A 20537-nucleotide genomic window follows, 5' to 3' on the forward strand; every position below is an offset into this window, starting at 1 on the left:
GGTCATATCCCAGCACAAACCGCAGGAGCCGCCCCCCAGCATGCCCGTCGTCGTCGTCGAATCCCCGGCCAAGGCCAAGACCATCAACAAGTATCTGGGCGACGACTATACCGTTCTGGCCTCCTACGGGCATGTCCGAGACCTGCCGCCCAAGGACGGATCGGTGGATCCCGAGCACGGCTTCGACATGAAATGGGAGGTGGCGAGCGACAGCCAGAAGCATGTCCGCGCCATCGCCGAGGCGCTCAAGGACGACCCCGAACTCATCCTCGCCACCGACCCCGACCGCGAGGGCGAGGCGATCTCCTGGCACCTCGAGGAGGCGCTCAGGAAGCGCCGTGCCCTCAAGAAGGACACGCCGGTGCGCCGCGTCGTCTTCAACGCGATCACCAAGTCGGCCGTCACCGAGGCGATGAAGAACCCGCGCGACATCGACGCCCCGCTGGTCGAGGCCTATCTCGCGCGCCGGGCGCTCGACTACCTCGTGGGGTTCAACCTCTCCCCCGTGCTGTGGCGCAAGCTGCCCGGCGCGAAATCGGCGGGCCGCGTGCAGTCGGTCTGCCTGCGCCTCATCGTCGAGCGCGAGATGGAGATCGAGGCGTTCCGGCCCCGCGAATACTGGACGGTGACGGCCGAACTCGCCACGCCGCGCGGCCAGACCTACGCGGCGCGGCTTACCGTGCTGGGCGGCAAGAAGCTCGACAAGTTCGACATCGCCGACGCCACGCAGGCCGAACTTGCGGTGCAGGCGATCACCTCGCGCGATCTCGCCGTCAGCTCTGTCGAGGCCAAGCCCGCCACCCGCAACCCGGCGCCGCCCTTCATGACCTCCACGCTCCAGCAGGAGGCCAGCCGCAAGTTCGGCATGGGCGCGCGCCAGACCATGAGCACGGCGCAACGGCTCTACGAGGCCGGGCACATCACCTACATGCGGACCGACGGGATCGACATGGCGCCCGAGGCGGTGCACGCGGCGCGCGACGCGATCGCGGACCGTTTCGGCGCGGACTACGTCCCGAAATCGCCCCGCATGTACAAGAACAAGGCGAAGAACGCGCAGGAAGCGCACGAGTGCAGCCGCCCCACCGACATGACGAAGGATGCCGCGGCGCTGCGCCTCTCCGACGCCGACCAGCGCAAGCTCTACGACCTGATCTGGAAGCGCACGCTCGCCTGCCAGATGGAGGCCGCGCGGCTGGAGCGGACCACCGTCGAGATCGGCAGCCGCGACGGCCAGGTGGGCCTGCGCGCCACGGGCCAGGTCGTGCTTTTCGACGGTTTTCTCAAGATCTACGAGGAAGGCCGCGATGACGCCGAGGACGAGGACGGCAACCGCCTGCCGCAGATATCCGAGGGCGAGGCGGCCGAGAAGCGCGACATCAAGCCCGAACAGCATTTCACCCAGCCCCCGCCGCGTTACACCGAGGCGACGCTGGTGAAGAAGATGGAGGAGCTGGGCATCGGCCGGCCCTCGACCTATGCCTCCATCGTCACCACGATCCAGGACCGCGGCTATGTCCGCAAGGACAAGAACCGGCTTCTCCCCGAGGACAAGGGGCGGCTCGTGACCGCCTTCCTCGTCAATTACTTCCGCAAATACGTCGGCTACGACTTCACCGCCAAGCTCGAGGACGAGCTCGACGATGTGAGCGCGGGCGAGCGGGACTGGAAGGACGTTCTGGACCGGTTCTGGCGCGATTTCTCCGCGGCGCTGGCCGAAACGTCGGACCTGCGCATCTCGGAGGTGCTCGACAAGATCGACGAGGTGCTCGCGCCCCATCTCTACCCGCCGCAGGAGGACGGGGGCGACCCGCGCGCCTGCCCCATCTGCGGCAACGGGCGGCTTTCCATGCGCACCTCGCGGGCGGGCGGCGCCTTCATCGGCTGCTCGAACTACCCCGAGTGCCGCTTCACCCGCCCCTTCGGCCCGCCGGGCATGGAGGACGGCGACGAGATCGGCCCCGACGGCAAGTTGCTGGGCCATGACGCGGGCGACGCGATCACGCTGCGAAAGGGCCGGTTCGGGCCCTACGTGCAGCGCGGCGAAGCGAGCGAGGCGCAGCCCAAGCCGCCGCGCGCCTCGCTGCCCAAGGGGTGGGAGCCGTCTGAGATCGACCTGGAAAAGGCGCTCCTTCTGCTCAGCCTTCCGCGCGAGGTCGGTCCCCATCCCGACGACGGCGAGATGATCGAGGCCGGGATCGGACGCTACGGGCCCTTCGTGAAGCACGGCAAGAAATACGCCAACCTTGCCAGCGTCGACGAGGTCTTCGAGATCGGCCAGAATCGCGCCGTCGAGGTTCTGGCCCAGAAGAAGACGCGCGGGGCGAGCGCCGCCAAGCCGCTCAAGGAGCTGGGCGAGCACCCCGAAAACGGCGGGCCCATCGCCGTGATGGATGGCCGCTACGGCCCTTACGTGAAATGGGAGAAGGTGAACGCGACGCTGCCCAAGGGCACCGATCCCGCCGACGTGACGCTCGACATGGCGGTGAAGCTCGTGGCCGAGAAGGCTGCGAAGAAGGGCGGCGGCAAGACGGCGGCGAAGAAGCCCGTCTCCGCCAAAAAATCCGGCGGCGCGAAGAAATCCGGCACGGCGAAGAAATCCGCCGCGTCGGGCGGCGGCTCCACGGCGCGCCGCAAGGCCGCGGGCGGCTGAAACCGGTTCCCGGCCCGCGACGGGCCCCGCTGCGCCGTTGACACTCCGCGGACGCGCGGCCACAACTCGCCGCGATATTCGGCCATCAGGGAGACCGGCATGAACAAGGTCTATGGCAGCGCCGCCGAGGCGCTCGACGGGCTCTTGCACGACGGGATGTTCATCGCGGCGGGCGGCTTCGGCCTCTGCGGCATCCCCGAGCTGCTCTTGCAGGCGATCAAGGAGGCGGGCACGAAGGATCTGACCTTCGCCTCGAACAATGCCGGGGTGGACGATTTCGGCATCGGCATCCTGCTTCAGACCCGGCAGGTGAAAAAGATGATCTCCTCCTACGTGGGCGAGAACGCGGAATTCATGCGCCAGTACCTGTCCGGAGAGCTGGAGCTGGAGTTCAACCCGCAAGGCACGCTGGCCGAGCGGATGCGCGCGGGCGGCGCGGGCATCGCCGGATTCTACACCAAGACCGGCTACGGCACGCAGATCGGCGAGGGCAAGGAAGTGAAGGAGTTCGGCGGCGAGCCCTACATCCTCGAGCGCGGCATCTTCGCCGACCTGTCCATCGTCAAGGCGTGGAAGGCCGACACCACCGGAAACGCGATCTTCCGCAAGACCGCCCGCAACTTCAACCCGCCGGCCGCGATGTGCGGCAAGGTCTGCGTCATGGAGGTCGAGGAGATCGTTGAGCCGGGCGAGCTCGACCCCGACGGCATCCACCTGCCCGGCATCTACGTGCATCGCCTGATCCAGGGCGATCACGAGAAGCGCATCGAACAGCGGACGGTCCGCAAGAAAGAGGAGGCGCCGGCATGACCCTCAGGGCCAGCGATATCGAGAAGCTTCTGGCCGACAGCGCCAGCTCGGAGGTCTTCATCGAGATGGAGGACGCCGAGGTCGAGATGGACACCGGTCACGGCAACCTCGAAAATCTCGCGAAAGCGCACGGTTACCGCCTCGGCGACCGGATCCATCAGGACGGCCGGAGCGGCCGCATGTTCCACCTCTACCCGGAGAAGAGCTGATGCCCTGGGACCGCGATCAGATGGCCGAGCGGGCCGCTCGGGAACTCGAGGACGGGATGTATGTCAACCTAGGCATCGGCATCCCGACGCTGGTGTCGAACTACATCCCCGAGGGCGTGCAGGTCACGCTCCAGTCGGAGAACGGGATGCTCGGCATGGGCCCCGTTCCGATCGAGGGCACGGAGGATCCCGACCTCATCAACGCCGGCAAGCAGACGATCACCGAACTGCCGCACACCGCCTATTTCGACAGCGCGACCAGCTTCGGCATGATCCGGGGCGGCAAGATCGCGATGGCGATCCTGGGCGCGATGGAGGGTTCGGAGGAGGGCGACCTCGCCAACTGGATGATCCCCGGCAAGCTGGTAAAGGGCATGGGCGGGGCCATGGACCTGGTGGCGGGCGTGAAGCGCGTCGTCGTGGTCATGGATCACACCAACAAGGCCGGCGCCGCGAAGATCCTCAAGGAATGCACCCTGCCGCTGACGGGCAAGGGCGTCGTGGACCGGATCATCACGAATCTCGGCGTGCTCGACGTGGCGCACAAGGGGCTTCACATCGTCGAGACCGCGCCCGGCGTCACCCGGGAGGAGATCATCGCCAAGACCGAGGCGGCGATCGTCTGAGGCGCGCGATCCGCGCGGGGCCGGCGCCGCCTGGCCTGCGCGCGGCGCGCGGGCTAGCTAGTTGCCGTTCGCGGCGACGTTCGTCGCGAAGACGCAGCCGTCGCTGAGGAACATGGGCGGGGTGATGCACAGGCCGCGCGCCACCTCGTAGGCGGCCAGCACCTTCGGCACGTAGTCGCGCGTCTCGGCGAAGGGGGGCACGCCCGCGTGGTCGTCCACCGCGCCCTCGCCCGCGTTGTAGCCTGCCAGCACCAGCATCGGGTCGCCGTCGAAACGGCGCATGAGCCAGTCCAGATAGGCGACCCCGCCGTCAATGTTCTGCGCCGTGTCGAAACTGTCCGTCACGCCGAAGCGCGCGGCGGTCGCCGGGATGAGCTGCATCAGCCCCTGTGCGCCCGCACGGCTCACCGCGTCGGCGCGCCCGCCCGACTCCACCGAGATCACCGCCAGCACGAGGGCGGGCGACACCCGCGTTCCGGCGGTGGCCCGCAGGATCGCCGCGCCATGGGCGCGCGCGATCTTCTGCAGGCTTTGCAGGCGCGGCGCGCGCACCGGCCCGTCGCCCGGGGCACGCCCGAGGGCGGCAAGCGCCGCGTCGAGCCGGCCCGGCCCGCCCTGCGCCCGGCCCGGAGAGACGGCCTCCCAGAACCATGCGTGGCGCCCGGCGTCGGGCGGCGTCGCACCCTCACCGGGCGTGGGTGTCCGCGCGCGCGGCTCGCGCGGCTCGAGCGGCCCCCAGGCGCGTTCCATGTCCTCCGGCGTGATCTGGACGGTCACGCGCGGCCGCTCCCCGGGGGCCGGCGGCTTGACGAACCGGGGCGACACCCCGGGCTCCTCGGGCGCGGTCTCGGCGGTGGCCATGCCGGCCAGCGCCATGGCGGCGACGGCGATCAGCCTGCCTCGCATGGGGGTCGCTCCTGCTCTGCCTCGCCGGCGCCTGGCGCGCCGGTCATCGTGTTTTTCTCCGCTCCGCCACGCATCGCGTGCGGCCAGAACCACCCTACACGCCCTGGCGCCCGCATCCGTGAGCGGGAACCGCGACCGGCTGACATTTCTTCTAATTGTGCCAGTTGCGCCTCAGTCGAACCACATTTCGAGGCGATTCATTACCTCAGCCGACACGGGGCAACGCTGCCAAACAGACCAGCCCACAGGCTCCGGACGGTGCAAAGTGAAACGCGACGATGTCATCGCAATATGGAGACGAGACAATGATGAACTTCCTCAAGACCTTCCGCAAGGACGAAGCCGGCGCCGTGACCGTGGACTGGGTCGTGCTGACCGCAGCCGTCGTGGCCCTCGCCATCGCCGCCTACGGCGCCATCAACGACAACGCGTTCTCGCTGGCTCAGGACGCGGCGGCAAACGTCGGCAGCACAAGCCCGGAGTACGGCAGCTAAGTCGCACGAACGGATGGCCCTTCGGGGTCGCAAAAGCCCGGCGCTCCAGCGCCGGGCTTTCTTCTTTGGCCCACGGGCAGACGGACGAAGGTCATGCCGTGCGGAGGGCACCCGGCTTCGGCACGCAGGATCGGGCCGCGGCGCCTGGCAGCCAGACAGCTCGCCCCATGCCCCAGATGACGTGGTGCGCCCGAAACGGTCCTTTTCCGGACCAGGGCCAATCCGCGCATCGCGGCGGATCTCCCCGGAAAGGACCGAAAATTCGTGCCGCCGCAACGCCCCGCGCGCTCGCGCGGGCACATTTGAAACCATTCACGCCAAAAATGCGCCCGAATTTTCACGTCTACTCTACGTCAACCGTAACGGGGGCGGCGGATCGAAAGGCTGCTGAAATTTGCGAAGCGGTGGTCGCCGAGCAACGCTTCGAACCGGAGATTTGATGATGCTTTATTTCCTGAAGACCTTCCGAAAGAGGGACGACGGCGCCGTCACCGTGGACTGGGTGGTCCTGACCGCGGCGGTCGTGGCCCTTGCCGTCGTCGCCTATGTGAACATCAACGACAACGCGATGACCCTCAGCACGGCCACCGCGAACCAGATCCCGACGGACCTCGAGGAATATTGAGTCCGCCGCACGCGGCAGCCGCGCCCCATACGCCGCAGGCGCGGCGCGGGCGGCCCGGCTTGCCCCGCCACGGGATGGGCACGCCCGCCAAGGCCCAACGCCCGCGGTCGCGCGTTTTCCCGCGGTTTTCCCAGAAATCGACACAATCTGGCGGCACAATCCGATCGAAGAATTCGCGCGCCGTGACAATCGGCAATTTTTCGTGGGCGCCGCGACCCCGCGCAAGCAGTGAGGATATGACATGCGACTCGTATTCGGCCTCGTGCTGATCCTCGGCCTCGCCCTGGCAGGCGGGGCGGTCTTCATGGCCAAGAACTACATCGAAGGATACCAGACGGCGCTGGCGCAGGAGCGCGCGGCCCGTCCCGCGCCGGTGCCCACCGAGGACGTGTTCGTCGCGGCCCGCGCGCTGAAATACGGAGAGATCCTCACGCCCGAGGACGTGCGCACGGTCGCGTGGCCCAAGGCCGCCCTGCCCGAGGGCGTCTTCCTTGCGAGCGCGGGATCGCTCTTCGACGAGGGCGAGGCCCGCCCGCGCACCGTGACCCGCGCCATGGAAGAGAACGAGGCAATCCTTGCCGTGAAAGTCACCGAGCCCGGCGAAGCGGCCGGGCTGACCACGCGCCTGCCCCGCGGGATGCGGGCCTTCGCGATCAAGGTGGACGTGGCCTCGGGCGTTTCGGGCTTCCTGCGCCCGGGCGACCGCGTGGACATCTACTGGACCGGCCGGGCGGTCGGCTCCGGCGGCGGCGACATGACGAAGCTCATCGAGACCGGTGTCGAACTCATCGCGGTGGACCAGAGCGCGGACAGCGCCGAGATCTCGGATACGACCATCGCGCGGACGGTGACGGTGGCGGCATGGCCGCAGCAGGTGGCGGCGCTGGCGCAGGCGCAGTCGACCGGGCGCCTCGCGCTGTCGCTCGTCGGCGTCAACGACGACACCGTCGCCGAGGCGATCGAGGTGGACCAGATGGAACTTCTCGGCATCGAAAAGCCCGAGCCGACCATGCAGAAGACTCCCGAGAAGGAGGTTTGCACGGTCCGGACGCGCCGCGGCAACGAGGTCGTCGAAATTCCGATCCCCTGCACAAACTGAAACAGTTTCAATCGGTTGCGGATCGCCCGCACGCGCAAAGCGTGCGGGCGATCTTGCATTCTCGGTGCACGTGTTGCCACTTGTCCACATAAGCTGCAAAGGCGAACCCTTTGATTCTTGATTGAAATCGGAAAATGGGCCACGGTCGGTTCAAAGGCGGCGACGAGACCGCTCCATCCCCGTGATCCGAGAGGCAGGTCACATGCAATTTAACCGAGTCGTCACGGCCGCCATGCTTGGTCTGGCCGCCGCCGCAGCAAATCCCCCCGCACCGGCCGCCGCCGAGACCGTCCGCGTGATTCGCGAAGGCACGTCTTCGCGCCTCGACGTCGCGGTCAGCCGCGCCGTGGTCGTCGAAAGCGACGTGCCCTTCGCGGAGCTGTCGATCGCCAATCCGCAGATCGCCGACATCTCGTCGCTGAGCGACCGCACGATCTACGTGCTCGGCCGCGCGCCCGGTGTCACGACGCTGTCGCTGTTCGACGCGGCCGGGCAGCTCATCACCAACGTGGACGTCCGCGTCGCCGCGGACGTGACCGAGTTCAAGGAGCGCCTTCAGCAGATCCTGCCGGGCGAGCGAATCGAGGTGCGCACCGCGAATGACGGCATCGTGCTTTCGGGCACGGTCTCCTCTTCCCAGAGGCTTCAGCGCGCCCTCGACCTGGCCGAACGCTACGCGCCCGACCGCGTCTCCAACCTGATGAGCGTGGGCGGTGTTCAGCAGGTCATGCTCAAGGTGCGATTCGCCGAGATGCAGCGCTCCGTGTCCAAGTCGCTGAGCAGCTCGGTCGCCCTCGGCGGCGCGGCGTTCGACGACGAGCTGGGCATCCAGTCCGGCACCAACACCGCACTTCCCTTCGGCGGCCAGCAAAGCACGCTGAACGGCAACCTGCCGGCGTCCAACTCCAACAATGGCGCCATCCTCTTCGGGTTCGACGTGGGCTCGGTCGAGGTCGGCATCCTGCTCGAGGCTCTGGAGTCGAAGGGCATGGTGCGCACGCTCGCGGAGCCCAACCTCACCGCCCTGTCCGGGCAGGAGGCCCAGTTCCTCGCCGGCGGCGAATACCCGGTGCCGATCGCGCAGGACGACGGCAACGTCACGGTGGAATTCAAGCCCTTCGGCATCGAGCTCAACTTCACGCCCCGGGTCGTGGACGGGGATCTCATCAACCTCGAACTCGAAGCGGCGGTCTCGGCCATCGATCCGGCCAACGGCATCTCGATCGACGCCTTCCGCATCGACGCGTTCCGCCGCCGCGAAGCGTCCACCACGGTGGAGATGCGCGACGGCGAGAGCTTCGCCATCGCGGGACTGCTTCAGGACGATTTCCGCGACCTGAACGGCCAGGTGCCGTGGCTGGGCGACATCCCGGTGCTGGGCGCGCTCTTCCGCAGCGCCGAGTATCAGCGCGAGCAGTCCGAGCTTGTGATCATCGTGACGCCGCATCTCGTGTCGCCGACGCGCGGCGAGGCGCTCGCGTTGCCGACCGACCGCGTCACGCCGCCGACGGAGCGGGACCTCTTCCTCTTCGGGCGCGTCGCGAGCGAGCGTAACGCCAACATGCGCGGCGGCGCGGGCGAGGTCGCACGGCAGGATTTCAGCGGGTCCTACGGCTACGTGATGGACTGAGGCACGGGACAGCGAACAGGAGATCGCGCCATGATGAAGTATCTCGCCCCGATCGGTCTGGTGGCGCTTGGCGCCTGTTCCGATCCCGGGAACCCGGGCACCCGCGCCTTCGACAGGCCCGCCGGCGCCATCACCGACGCACAGGGCGGGTTTGGCGCGGCCACGATGAACAACAAGCTGGTGATGACCGGCCAGCAAAGCGCGGCGATGAACCTCGCCAACCGCTTCGCGGAGGCCGTGCCGACCACGGTGAATTTCGCCTTCGACAGCGCGGTGCTCGACGCCGACGCGCAGCAGACCCTGCGCGCGCAGGCCGACTTCATCCGCCAGTTCCCCGAACTGCGCTTCCGCGTCTACGGCCATACCGACCTCGTCGGAAGCGCGGCCTACAACAAGCAGCTCGGTCTGCGCCGGGCGCAGGCCATCGTGGGATATTTCGCGAGCCTCGGCATCTCGCGCGACCGGCTGGAGGCGGTGGCCTCCTTCGGCGAGACGCAGCCGCTGATCCCGACGCCGGGCCGCGAGCGGCTGAATCGGCGCACGGTCACCGAGGTCTCGGGCTTCTACGAGCGCCACCCCAGCGTGCTGGACGGCAAATACGCGCAGGTTGTCTACCGCGAATACGTCGCGAGCGCGGTGCCGACATCGGGCCTCGAAGGGACCACTGCGGGCGATCTGTAAACAAACCCAGGGGCGAGGGCCGACCGTCGCCGCGGATCGAACAAATACGATCTTTCGGCCCTAATCTTGCCCAACTTCTCAGACACTTTCCCTCTAACGGGTTGGTGGGCCACCCCAAAGCCGGGACCGGCCCGAGCTTCCGGGGCCGCGCGATCCATCCGTGGACCCTGCCGCCCAAGGCTGCACGACTGCATCTGCGGCACAAGGCAAAGGACGAGAGGCGATGACGAGTAACGCGACGCTGCAAACCGAGCCAAGTCCGATCCTGGCCTGCACGGTAAGCCGGGATGTCCAGCATTTCGACCTTCTGATCGAGGACATGGAAGCGGTTCTGGGAGAGGCGTGGGGCGATCTCGGCTTCGCGGAGGCGCTGACCTTCTTCTCGCAGCCCGAGGCCGGCGCGCTCGAGTTCGTGGCGCTCGCCATCGACGAGGAGGACGAGCGCAACCTCGACCTTCTGGCCGAGGTCATCACCGCCGCCGCCAAGCACAAGATCAAGGTGGTCGTGATCGCCGAGGACGTCACGCCGGCGGCGCTGCACCAGCTTCTGCGCCAGGGCGCGGACGAATTCGTGCCCTATCCCCTTCCCGAAGGAGAGCTTGCCGCCGCAGTGCGCCGGCTGCGCACGCCGCCGCCCGCCGCGCAGGCCGCGGCGAGCCCGCTTGCGGAAAGTGGCGAAGGCGACGGCGTGATCCTCGCGGTGCACGGCCTCGCGGGCGGTGTCGGCGCCACGACCTTCGCGGTCAATCTGGGCTGGGAGCTCGCCAACGTGGTCAAGGAAGATCCGCCGCGTGTCTGCGTGATCGACCTCGACCTGCAATTCGGCACGGTCGCCACCTACCTCGACCTACCCCGCCGCGAGGCCGTGCTGGAACTCATCTCCGACATCGAGGCGATGGACGCCGAGGCCTTCGGGCAGGCGCTCATGTCCTTCGAGGATCGCATGCAGGTGCTCACCTCCCCGTCGGAACTGGTGCCTCTCGACCTGATGGGGCCGCCCGATGTGGAAAAGCTGCTGAACACCGCGGCGCGGCATTTCGATTTCGTGCTGGTGGACATGCCCTCCACCGTGACGCAATGGACCGAGACGGTCCTGAGCGCCGCGCATGTGTATTTCGCGCTGATCGAGCTCGACATGCGCTCGGCCCAGAACGCGCTGCGCCTGAAGCGGGCGCTGCAGGCCGAGGAGCTGCCCTTCGAGAAGCTGCGCTTCGGGCTCAACCGCGCGCCCAAGTTCACCGACCTCAACGGCAAGTCCCGCGTGAAGCGGATGGCCGAATCGCTCGGAATCTCCATCGAGCTTCAGCTTCCCGACGGCGGGCGCCCGGTGAGGCAGAGCGGCGACCACGGGCTTCCGCTGGCCAGTTCCGCCGCGAAGACCCCGCTCCGCCGCGAAATCGCGAAGCTCGCGCAGTCGCTCTACGACATCGGCCAGTCGAACGCCGAAGCCGCCGCCTGACGCACCCGAAGGAGCCCCCATGTTTTCGCGCTACAAGAAGCCCGGTCAGGAACCGGCCCAGAAGCCCGGCGGTGGCAGCCCCAAGGTCGCCGAGATCCCGCGCGCCCAGCCCGTCGACCAGCCTGCGGTCATCCGCAAGCCGATGCCCTACCGGCCCGCGCAGGCGGGCCCGCAGGACAAGGAAAAGAAGCGCAAGGAGAAGATGGGCGAGATCAAGCTCGACCTGCATCGCGAGCTGCTCGACAACCTGAACCTCGCCGCGCTGGAGCACGCCACCGAGGCCGATCTTCGCGCCGAGATCTCGGACATCGCCGGCGAATACCTTCAGGAACGCGGCATCGTCCTGAATCGCGACGATCGTGCCACCCTCACCCAGGAACTCTACGACGAGGTCCGCGGCCTCGGCCCGCTCGAGACGCTTCTCCAGGACGACAGCGTCAACGACATCCTCGTGAACGGCCCGCACCAGATCTTCGTGGAGCGCAACGGCCGGCTCGAGATGTCCGACGTCACCTTCAAGGACGAGCGTCACCTGCTGCGAATCATCGACAAGATCGTTTCGGCGGTGGGCCGCCGCGTCGACGAGTCCAACCCCTACGTCGACGCCCGCCTGGCGGATGGCTCGCGCTTCAACGCGATGGTTCCGCCCGTGGCGGTGGACGGCTCGCTCGTCTCGATCCGGAAATTCAAGAAAGAAAAGCTCGGGATCGACGACCTGATCCGCTTCGGCGCCTTCAACGAGGAGATGGCCGCCTACCTTCAGGCCGCGGTGGCCTGCCGGCTCAACATCATCGTGTCGGGCGGTACCGGCTCGGGCAAGACGACGACGCTCAACGCGCTGTCGAGCTTCATCGACGACGCCGAACGGATCCTGACGATCGAGGACACCGCCGAACTCCAGCTGCAGCAGACGCATGTCGGCCGGATGGAAAGCCGCCCGCCCAACGTCGAGGGCAAGGGCGCCGTCACCCAGTGCGACTGTCTGAAGAACGCGCTCCGGATGCGCCCCGACCGGATCATCGTCGGCGAGACGCGCGGCGAGGAGGTCATCGACATGCTGCAGGCCATGAACACCGGCCACGATGGCTCGATGACGACGATCCACGCCAACAACGCCCGCGATGCGGTCTCGCGTCTGGAGAACATGATCGCGATGGCCGGCATCGAGATGCCGCTGAAGGCGATGCGCAGCCAGATCGCCAGCGCCGTGCATCTGATCGTGCAGGCGAGCCGCCTGCAGGACGGCTCGCGCCGGATGGTGTCCATCACCGAGGTCACCGGCATGGAGGGCGACGTGATCGCCATGCAGGAGGTCTTCCGCTACCAGCGCGTGGGCCTGACGCCCGAAAACAAGATCATCGGACACTTTACCGCGACCGGCGTGCGCAGCCACTACGCCGAGCGTTTCCGGATGTGGGGCTACGACCTGCCGCCGGCCATCTTCGACCCTGTGGCGGCGGAGTAAGCCATGGAAGTCTCGGCAGAACCACTCATCTACGGCGCGATCTTCGTAAGCGTCCTCGTGCTTGTCGAGGGGATCTACCTGACCGTTTTCGGCAAGTCGATCAGCCTCAACAACCGGGTCAATCGCCGGCTCGAGATGCTTCAGTCCGGCGGGCGGCGCGAGGAGGTGCTGGCAAAGCTCCGCAAGGAGATGGACCAGCACATGCGCTCGCGCTCCGTGCCGCTCTACTCGCTGCTCGCGGACCGGGCGCAGAAGGCCGCCATCGCCTTCACGCCGAAGCAGCTCATCCTGATCATGGTGGCGCTGACCATGGTCGCGTTCATCGGCCTTTCGGTCGCCACCGAGACGGGCCTTGCGGTGCGCCTCGTGACCGCGGTCGCCATGGGCGTGGGCGGCGTCTATTTCTGGGTGAACTCCAAGGCGAAGAAGCGGATCGCGATGATCGAGGAGCAGCTCCCCGACGCGGTGGAGCTGATGGTGCGCTCGCTGCGCGTCGGCCATCCCTTCTCCTCGGCCATCTCGATCGTCTCAAAGGAGATCGCGGACCCGCTGGCCACCGAATTCGGCGTGATCGCGGACGAGGCCGCCTATGGCCGGGACGTGGGCGAGGCGCTGCGCCACATGGCCGAGCGCCTCGACATCCAGGACCTCCGGTTCCTGTCGGTGGCCGTCACGATCCAGCAGCAGTCGGGCGGCAACCTGGCCGAGATCCTCGCCGGCCTCGCCCAGGTGATCCGGGCGCGCTTCCGCCTCTTCCGGCGCGTCAAGGCGATCACGGCCGAGGCGCAATGGTCGGGCAAGTTCCTCTCGGCCTTCCCGATCGTCGCGCTGATCGCGATCAACATCCTCGACCCCAACTACTACGACGAGGTCCTGGACCACCCGTGGTTCGTGCCGGCCTGCTTCCTGGTGGGCATCTTTCTCACGGCGAACCTTTTCGTCATGCGCATGCTGATCAACATCAAGGTCTGAGTCCATGAACCCTCTCGCGCCCATCAACGACGTCCTGATCGAAATGCTGGGTCCGCTCGGCCCGATGATCGCGGTGGGCGGCCTCGGCCTGCTGCTCGTGCTTCTCACCGTTCCCTTCATGCTGAACGTGAAGAAGGACCCGCTGGACAAGCTGAAGGATGCGACCCGCGAGAAGCGCGACACCGACCGCGAGAATCAGGCCGCGCTGCGGCAGCGCGAGAAGGGCGAGAAACTCAAGCGCTATGCCAACTTCCTGGAGCCCCAGGACGCGAAGGAACTCTCGGCGATCAAGCTGAAGCTCCTGCGCGCGGGCTACCGCTCGCGCGAGGCGGTGCGCATCTTTCACTTCGCCCAGATGGCGTTCGGCCTGTTCGGCCTCGTCCTCGGGGTCGCCTACCTGCTCGCCTTCGGGGACGCCGATAACACGAGCCCGCAGCAGCTCGCCTTGTACGTGCTCGGCCCTGGCGCGGCGGGTTACCTGCTGCCGAAATACTGGGTCACGCGGCGCGTCGAGGAGCGCAAGGAGGAAATCACCGACGGCTTTCCCGATTCCCTAGACATGCTTCTCGTCTGCGTCGAGGCCGGGCAGTCCCTCAACCAGGCGATCATCCGGGTCGCCAGGGAATTGCGGGCCTCCTTCCCCTCGCTTGCCGACGAATACGAGATCGTCAGCCACGAGATGAAGGCGGGCAAGGACAAGGCGCAGGTTCTCACCGACATGGGCGAGCGCTGCGGCGTCCAGGACGTGTCGAGCTTCGTCACGGTGCTGATCCAGAGCCAGACCTTCGGCACGTCGATCTCCGAAGCGCTCCGGGTCTACGCCGCCGAGATGCGCGACAAACGGGTGATGCGCGCCGAGGAAAAAGCGAATAAGCTGCCGACCAAGATGACGCTCACGACCATGATGCTCACCGTGCCGCCGCTTCTGATCATCCTCATCGGCCCCTCGGCCATCGGCATCGCGAAGCTGGGCGAGATGTCCGGCAACTAGCGATGAGGCGGGCGGGGGCGCTTACGACGATATCGCTGACGCTCGCCCTCGGCGCCTGCTCCGTCCTTCCCGGTGCGCCCGACGAGGCCACCCCCTTCGCCCCTGCCATCGATCCGCGCGGCGAGGCCGTCGACGGGCTGGTGGTCGGCCACCGCCTGATGGAGGCCGGAGAATACGAGCTTGCCCTCGATGCGTTCCGGCGCGCGGGAGCGCGCGACGGGCTCACACCCGAGGTGCTGAGTGCGCTTGGATCGGCCAATCTCGGGTTGGGGCGCCTCAATCAGGCCGAAACGCTCCTGCGGCGCGCAACCGACAGCGGCGACGCATGGCCCGAGGTCTGGAACAATCTCGGCGTGGTGCTGCTGGAACGCGGAAATACGGCCGAGGCGGTGCAGATCCTGCGAAAAGCCTACGCGCTCGACGATGGCGAAAGTGACGCGATTCGCGACAATCTGCGACTTGCGCTCGCAAAACTCGACGAAACCGCGTATGCTGTGGACGCTGAGCAGCAAAATTACAAGCTGGTGCGCCGCGGAAGCAGCGAATACCTGATCCGCCGCGTACCTTGAGAGGCAAGAGCAGCAAAAGGACGCAGGCAAATGCGCCACCCCATCTTCGTGTCCCTCTGCCTAGCGGGGGTCGTCGCCCTGTCCGGCTGCGCGGGGACGAACGGCAATGCCGTGGACCGCAAGCTGGCCGATCTCAACGTCGTCGATGAAAGCAACCTCAACGACGTGATGCTGACATCCGCCGACCCGGGCGAGGCGGTGAACTATTTCCAGCGGGCCAGCGCCGCCGAGCCGGAGCGGATCGACCTCTTGCGCGGTCTCGCCACATCGCTCGTGCGCGCCAAGCGCAACACCGAGGCCGTCCCGGCCTGGGAAAAGGTGGCGGCCCACGAGGAGGCCACCGACGAGGACAGCGTCGCGTTCGCCGACGCGCTGATCCGGGCGGACCAGTGGGGCCGCGCCGGCGAGGTGCTCGACTCGATCCCGCCCACGCACGAGACGTTCCGGCGCTACCGCCTCGAAGCGATGATCGCCGACAGCGAGAAGGACTGGAAGAAGGCCGACAGTTTCTACGAAACGGCGGTGGGGCTGACCACACAACCCGCGAACGTGATGAACAACTGGGGCTTCTCGAAACTCTCGCGCGGCGATTACGCGGGGGCCGAGCGGCTCTTTCTCGAGGCGATCCGGCAGGACGAAAAACTTTTCACCGCCAAGAACAATCTCGTCATGGCCCGGGGCGCACAGGGCAACTACACCCTCCCCGTCATCCCGATGAGCCAGGTGGAGCGCGCCCAGCTGCTGCATACCCTCGGGCTCGCCGCGGTGAAGCGTGGCGATACCGAGACCGGCAAGGGCATCTTCCGCGAGGCCATCGAGACCCATCCGCAGCACTTCGAGGCCGCCGCAAGAAGCCTGGCGGCGCTCGAAGGCAACACCCGCGGCTGACCGGGACGGCTCGCAGATGCTGCAGATCAGCGCCGCGTCAGCGCAGTGGTTCCTGCCCTTCGTGGTGCCGGTCTGCCTTTACGTCTGCTGGTCGGACATGCGCGCCATGAAGATCCCCAACCGGGCGGTGCTGGCGCTTCTGGGCATCTTCCTCGCCGTGGGGCTCGTGGCGCTGCCACTTGCGGAGTACCCCTGGCGGCTCGTGCAACTTGCCGTGGTGCTGGCGCTCGGGATCGTGCTGAACGCGGCCGGCGTCATGGGCGCGGGGGACGCCAAGTTCGCCGCCGCCGCCGCGCCCTTCATTCATCCCGGCGACATGCGGTTTCTGATCGCGCTCTTCGCGGCGGTCCTGCTGGCCGCCTTCGTGTCGCACCGCCTCGTTCGCGCGACGCCGCTGCGCCGCCTCGCGCCGGACTGGGAAAGCTGGCCCCGCGGGCGCGACTTCCCCATGGGCCTCGCCCTGGGCGGCACGCTCGCGGCCTATCTGGCGCTCGGCGCCGTGTGGGGCAGCTGAGAGGAGGGGACGGCACGAAATGCCACGAAAACGCCACCGTTATTCCCTGTCGCGCCCGCGATCCGGACGCATCTTCGCCGCCGTGCAGGCAAAACCGGGGGACCGCCGATGAACATGCAACCCGCCGCGAGCACGAGAGTGGAACCGCCACCGCCGCCCAGGCGCCTGGACGAGATGGAACTTCCGCTCGTGATGATGCGCGACATCCTGCTCAAGACGATGTTCCGCAAGAACCTCGACCTCGCCTCCGATCTCGCCCGCGCGGTCTGCCTTCCGGTGAACGTCACGCAGGAACTCGTGGACCTCGCGCGCCAGCAGAAGCTGGTCGAGGCGACCGGCACGCTAAGCGCCAATGCCGGCAACGAGATGGGCTACCAGCTGACCGACGCCGGGAAGTCCCGCGCGCTCGACGCGCTCTCGCAGTCGGAATATTTCGGTGCCATGCCGGTGCCGCTTCAGGCCTACCGCGAGCAGATGCGCCGCCAGTCGATCCGCGACATCCAGATCACCCGCGCCCAGCTCGTCAACGCGATGGGGCACCTCGTTCTGCCCGAGGATCTGCTCGACCATCTCGGCCCCGCGGTCAGCTCGGGCCGGTCGATCCTGATGTACGGGCCGCCGGGCAACGGGAAATCGTCGATCTCGAACGGCATCCGCGACGCGATGGGCGACAAGATCTACGTGCCCCGCGCGATCGAATACGCGGGCCAGGTGATCACCGTCTACGACCCGATCGTGCACTCCGCCGCCGAGGAGGAAGTTGACGACCCGACGAGCCTGCGCCGCAGACGCACCTTCGACACGCGCTACGTGCGCTGCGAGCGGCCCACGGTGATCACGGGGGGCGAGCTTTCGCTTTCCATGCTCGATCTCGTCTACAATCCCACAGCGCGCACCTATCAGGCGCCGCTTCAGCTGAAGGCCTCGGGCGGCATCTTCATCGTCGACGACCTCGGCCGCCAGGCCGATCCGCCCCAGGCGCTCGTGAACCGCTGGATTGTGCCGCTCGAGGAATCGAAAGACATCCTCGCGTTGCAGTCGGGCGAGAAGTTCGAGGTGCCTTTCGACACGCTGGTGATCTTTTCGACGAACTTCCACCCGAACGAGATCTTCGACCAGGCCGCGCTGCGCCGGATCTTCTTCAAGATCAAGGTGGACGGACCGACGCAGGAGAATTTCCTGAAGATCTTCGCGCTCGTGGCGCGCAAGAAGAAGATGCCGCTCGACGAGGACGCGCTCATCCACCTGCTTCAGAACAAGTATCCGACGATCGGGAACGTCTACGCCAACTACCAGCCGATCTTCCTGATCGACCAGATGATCTCGATCTGCGAGTTCGAGGGCATCCCCTACCAGATGTCGCCCGAACTCGTCGACCGGGCCTGGGCCAACATGTTCGTGCGGGACGAGAAGATCGTGAAGTGAGCCGCCCGGCCCGGGCGGGCGGAAAATTCTTCGAAGAATTTTCCCAAGAGTTTTCGAAAACTCTTGGGCCCCTCCCTATCTATCGCGCATGACCGCCCTGCCCGCCCCGTTTGCCCAATGGTTCGCCGCCCGTGGCTGGCAGGCGCATCCCCACCAGCTGGAGCTGCTGGCGCGCAAGGACGCGCGCGCGCTCCTGCTCGACGAGATCCACGCGATCGCCGAATCGAACGCGGGCTTCCTGCCCTCGCTCGCAGAGCTCGCCGACGGGACGCATCGCGGTCTTCACACGCTCTACGTCTCGCCGCTCAAGGCGCTCGCCGCCGACATCCGCCGCAACCTCGCCCGGCCGATCGAGGAGATGGGGCTGCCGGTGCGCGTGGAAGACCGCACCGGCGACACCGCCCAGAGCCGGCGCACGCGCCAGCGCGCGGACCCTCCGCACATCCTGCTGACGACGCCCGAAAGCCTGGCGCTCCTGACCTCCTACGAGGATGCGCCGCGGATCTTCGCCGGGCTCGAGCGGGTCGTCGTCGACGAGATCCACGCGATCGCCGAATCGAAGCGCGGCGACCAGCTGGCGCTCGCCCTCGCCCGCCTGCAGACGCTGCGTCCGGGGCTGCGCCGCGTCGGGCTTTCCGCGACGGTGGAGGATCCGCCCGCACTGGCCCGCTTTCTCGCGCCCCATCCCGTCCCCTGCGACGTGCTCGCGGCCGATCCGGGGCCCGCGCCCGACATCGCCATGCTGGACACGGCGCAGGCGCCGCCCTGGGCCGGCGGCGGCGGGGTCTACGCCGTGGGCGACGTCCTGCGGGAGATCCGACGCCACCGCACCACGCTCGTCTTCCACAACACCCGCGCGCAGGCGGAGATCTTCTTCCGCGCGCTCTGGATGGCCAATGACGACGGGCTTCCCATCGGCATCCATCACGGCAGCCTCGACCGCGCCCAGCGCGAGCGGGTGGAGACGGCGATGGCGGCGGGCGAGCTCCGCGCCGTGGTCTGCACGGGCTCGCTCGATCTCGGGATCGACTGGGGCGACGTGGACCTCGTCATCCAGGTGGGCGGGCCGAAGAACGTCAAGCGCCTCGTGCAGCGGATCGGGCGCGCGAACCACCGCTACAACGCGCCGTCGAAGGCGCGTCTCGTGCCCGCCAACCGCTTCGAGGTGGTGGAATGCGTGGCCGCGCTCGAGGCGGTGCGCGCGGGCGAGCTCGACGGGGCGCCGCGCGGCCCGGGCCCCCTCGACGTGCTCTGCCAGCACATCCTGCTGACGGCCTGCGCGGGACCCTTCGATGCCGACGCGCTTTTCGCCGAGCTGCGCCGCGCCGGACCCTACGCGGATCTTGCACGGACGGATTTCGACGCCTGTCTCGATTTCGCGGCGACCGGCGGCTACGCGCTGCGCGCCTATGACCGCTGGCAACGGCTTCGGCAGGGGCCGGACGGGCGCTGGGCGCTGCGCGACCCGCGCACCGCACGGCGCATCCGCATGAACGCGGGCACCATCCAGGACGCGGAGCTTCTGAAGGTGCGGATGCGCGGGCGCGGCCCGTCGCTGGGCGAGGTGGAAGAGGCCTTCGCCGCGACCCTGACGCCGGGGGATACCTTTCTCATCGGCGGGCGCGTGGTGCGCTACGAGGGGCTGCGCGAACTGACGCTGGAGGTCTCGAACGCCGCCACCGGCACGCCCAGGATCGCCGTGTTCGGCGGCACGAAATTCGCCACCTCCACGCAGCTTTCCGAACGCATCCTGCGCCTTTTCGCCGCCGGGCGCTGGCCGCAGTTTCCCGCCCACACGGCGGAGTGGCTGGCGCTTCAGCGCGAGGTCTCGCGCCTGCCGGAACCCGGGCGCCTACTGGTCGAGACCTTCCCGCACGAGGGGCGCGCCCATCTCGTCGCCTACGGCTTCGCGGGGCGGAACGCCCAGCAGACGCTCGGGCTTCTCCTCACCAAGCGGATGGAAGAGGATGGCCTTGCGCCGCTCGGCTTCGTGGCCACCGACTACGCCACGCTGATCTGGGGGCTCGAGGCGGTGGCCGACCCCGCGCCGCTCTTCGATCCCGACGCGCTCGAGCGGGGGCTGGCGCGCTGGCTTGCCGCGAACGCGGTGATGAAGCGGACGTTCCGCGCCTCGGCGACCATCGCGGGCCTCATCGAGCGCAACATGCCCGGCCAGCGCAAGACGGGACGGCAGGCCACCTTCTCCTCCGACATCCTCTACGACACGCTGCTCAAATACGACCCCGATCATCTGCTCATGCGCATCACGCGCGACGAGGCGATGCGGGGGCTCGTGGATTTCGGGCGCCTGCGCGCCATGACCGAACGCGTGGCCGGGCGGATCGACCACGTCGCGCTGAACCGTCTCAGCCCGCTCTCGGCGCCGCTCTTCCTGGAGCCGGGGCGCGTGCCGGTGGAGGGGGCGGGGCGCGAGCGCCTGCTCGAGGAGGCCGCGGCGCAGCTGATGGAAGACGCGGGCCTCCCGCCCTGAGGCGCCCGGGCGCGCGCACCTGGCCGCGTC

19 protein-coding genes are annotated in these 20537 nt (G+C 67.8%); 18 read left to right on the forward strand and 1 reads right to left on the reverse strand.

The features are described 5' to 3' along the window. Positions 1–40 precede the first annotated feature (40 nt). The 4 genes from topA (at position 41) to AB6A65_RS03730 (ending at position 4298) form a co-directional block, all read left to right on the forward strand. Positions 41–2653, forward strand: a complete 2613-nt coding sequence (topA, locus tag AB6A65_RS03715) for a type I DNA topoisomerase (RefSeq protein WP_371037011.1) — start codon at positions 41–43, stop codon at positions 2651–2653. A 99-nt stretch (positions 2654–2752) separates the two neighbouring features. Further along, entirely contained in the window at positions 2753–3463 is a 711-nt protein-coding gene (locus tag AB6A65_RS03720) for a CoA transferase subunit A (protein WP_371037012.1), read from the forward strand. Beyond that, positions 3460–3672: a hypothetical protein gene (locus AB6A65_RS03725; protein ID WP_371037013.1), complete on the forward strand. Its 213-nt coding sequence runs from the start codon at positions 3460–3462 to the stop codon at positions 3670–3672. Before AB6A65_RS03720 ends, AB6A65_RS03725 begins: the two co-directional genes overlap by 4 nt. Next, complete coding sequence (locus AB6A65_RS03730) at positions 3672–4298, forward strand: 3-oxoacid CoA-transferase subunit B (protein WP_371037014.1); 627 nt, start codon at positions 3672–3674, stop codon at positions 4296–4298. The genes AB6A65_RS03725 and AB6A65_RS03730 overlap by 1 nt, the downstream gene beginning before the upstream one ends. A 57-nt stretch (positions 4299–4355) precedes the next feature. On the opposite strand, the gene AB6A65_RS03735 is transcribed toward AB6A65_RS03730, so the two are convergent. Beyond that, positions 4356–5204 (reverse strand): lytic transglycosylase domain-containing protein, encoded by an 849-nt coding sequence (locus AB6A65_RS03735; protein ID WP_371037015.1) that lies wholly within the window; start codon positions 5202–5204, stop codon positions 4356–4358. A gap of 305 nt (positions 5205–5509) precedes the next feature. Here AB6A65_RS03735 and AB6A65_RS03740 point away from each other — a divergent pair, with 305 nt between their 5' ends. From AB6A65_RS03740 to AB6A65_RS03805, 14 genes are all read left to right on the forward strand, one after another. Beyond that, a complete protein-coding gene (locus AB6A65_RS03740) occupies positions 5510–5698 on the forward strand; it encodes a hypothetical protein (protein ID WP_371037016.1) in 189 nt (62 codons plus the stop codon). Positions 5699–6137: 439 nt separating this feature from the next. Next, positions 6138–6323, forward strand: coding sequence for a hypothetical protein (locus AB6A65_RS03745; protein WP_371037017.1), 186 nt, complete (start codon positions 6138–6140; stop codon positions 6321–6323). A gap of 241 nt (positions 6324–6564) precedes the next feature. After that, positions 6565–7422 (forward strand): Flp pilus assembly protein CpaB, encoded by an 858-nt coding sequence (gene cpaB / locus AB6A65_RS03750; RefSeq protein WP_371037018.1) that lies wholly within the window; start codon positions 6565–6567, stop codon positions 7420–7422. Between the two features lie 202 nt (positions 7423–7624). Beyond that, entirely contained in the window at positions 7625–9052 is a 1428-nt protein-coding gene (locus AB6A65_RS03755) for a type II and III secretion system protein family protein (RefSeq protein ID WP_371037019.1), read from the forward strand. Positions 9053–9085: 33 nt separating this feature from the next. Then, the gene (locus AB6A65_RS03760) at positions 9086–9733 is read left to right on the forward strand and encodes an OmpA family protein (protein WP_371037244.1); all 648 of its coding nucleotides are present in this window, start codon (positions 9086–9088) and stop codon (positions 9731–9733) included. Positions 9734–9956: 223 nt separating this feature from the next. After that, on the forward strand, positions 9957–11192 hold the full coding sequence (locus AB6A65_RS03765) for a CpaE family protein (protein WP_371037020.1): 1236 nt from the start codon (positions 9957–9959) through the stop codon (positions 11190–11192). 19 nt (positions 11193–11211) lie between these two features. Further along, positions 11212–12657, forward strand: coding sequence for a CpaF family protein (locus tag AB6A65_RS03770; RefSeq protein ID WP_371037021.1), 1446 nt, complete (start codon positions 11212–11214; stop codon positions 12655–12657). A 3-nt stretch (positions 12658–12660) separates the two neighbouring features. Then, on the forward strand, positions 12661–13629 hold the full coding sequence (locus tag AB6A65_RS03775; RefSeq protein ID WP_371037022.1) for a type II secretion system F family protein: 969 nt from the start codon (positions 12661–12663) through the stop codon (positions 13627–13629). A 4-nt stretch (positions 13630–13633) separates the two neighbouring features. Further along, positions 13634–14620, forward strand: a complete 987-nt coding sequence (locus AB6A65_RS03780) for a type II secretion system F family protein (protein ID WP_371037023.1) — start codon at positions 13634–13636, stop codon at positions 14618–14620. A gap of 2 nt (positions 14621–14622) precedes the next feature. Then, entirely contained in the window at positions 14623–15189 is a 567-nt protein-coding gene (locus AB6A65_RS03785; RefSeq protein WP_371037024.1) for a tetratricopeptide repeat protein, read from the forward strand. A 30-nt stretch (positions 15190–15219) separates the two neighbouring features. Beyond that, positions 15220–16077 carry a tetratricopeptide repeat protein gene (locus tag AB6A65_RS03790; RefSeq protein ID WP_371037025.1) on the forward strand — a complete coding sequence of 286 codons (858 nt, stop codon included), beginning with the start codon at positions 15220–15222 and terminating at the stop codon, positions 16075–16077. A gap of 16 nt (positions 16078–16093) precedes the next feature. Continuing rightward, positions 16094–16591 (forward strand): prepilin peptidase, encoded by a 498-nt coding sequence (locus AB6A65_RS03795; protein ID WP_371037026.1) that lies wholly within the window; start codon positions 16094–16096, stop codon positions 16589–16591. A gap of 108 nt (positions 16592–16699) precedes the next feature. Further along, a complete protein-coding gene (locus AB6A65_RS03800) occupies positions 16700–18016 on the forward strand; it encodes an ATPase (RefSeq protein ID WP_371037027.1) in 1317 nt (438 codons plus the stop codon). An 88-nt stretch (positions 18017–18104) separates the two neighbouring features. Continuing rightward, complete coding sequence (locus AB6A65_RS03805) at positions 18105–20507, forward strand: ligase-associated DNA damage response DEXH box helicase (protein ID WP_371037028.1); 2403 nt, start codon at positions 18105–18107, stop codon at positions 20505–20507. Positions 20508–20537: the final 30 nt, after the last annotated feature.

Source organism: Rhodosalinus sp. FB01 (genome assembly GCF_041365715.1).
GTDB lineage: Bacteria > Pseudomonadota > Alphaproteobacteria > Rhodobacterales > Rhodobacteraceae > Rhodosalinus.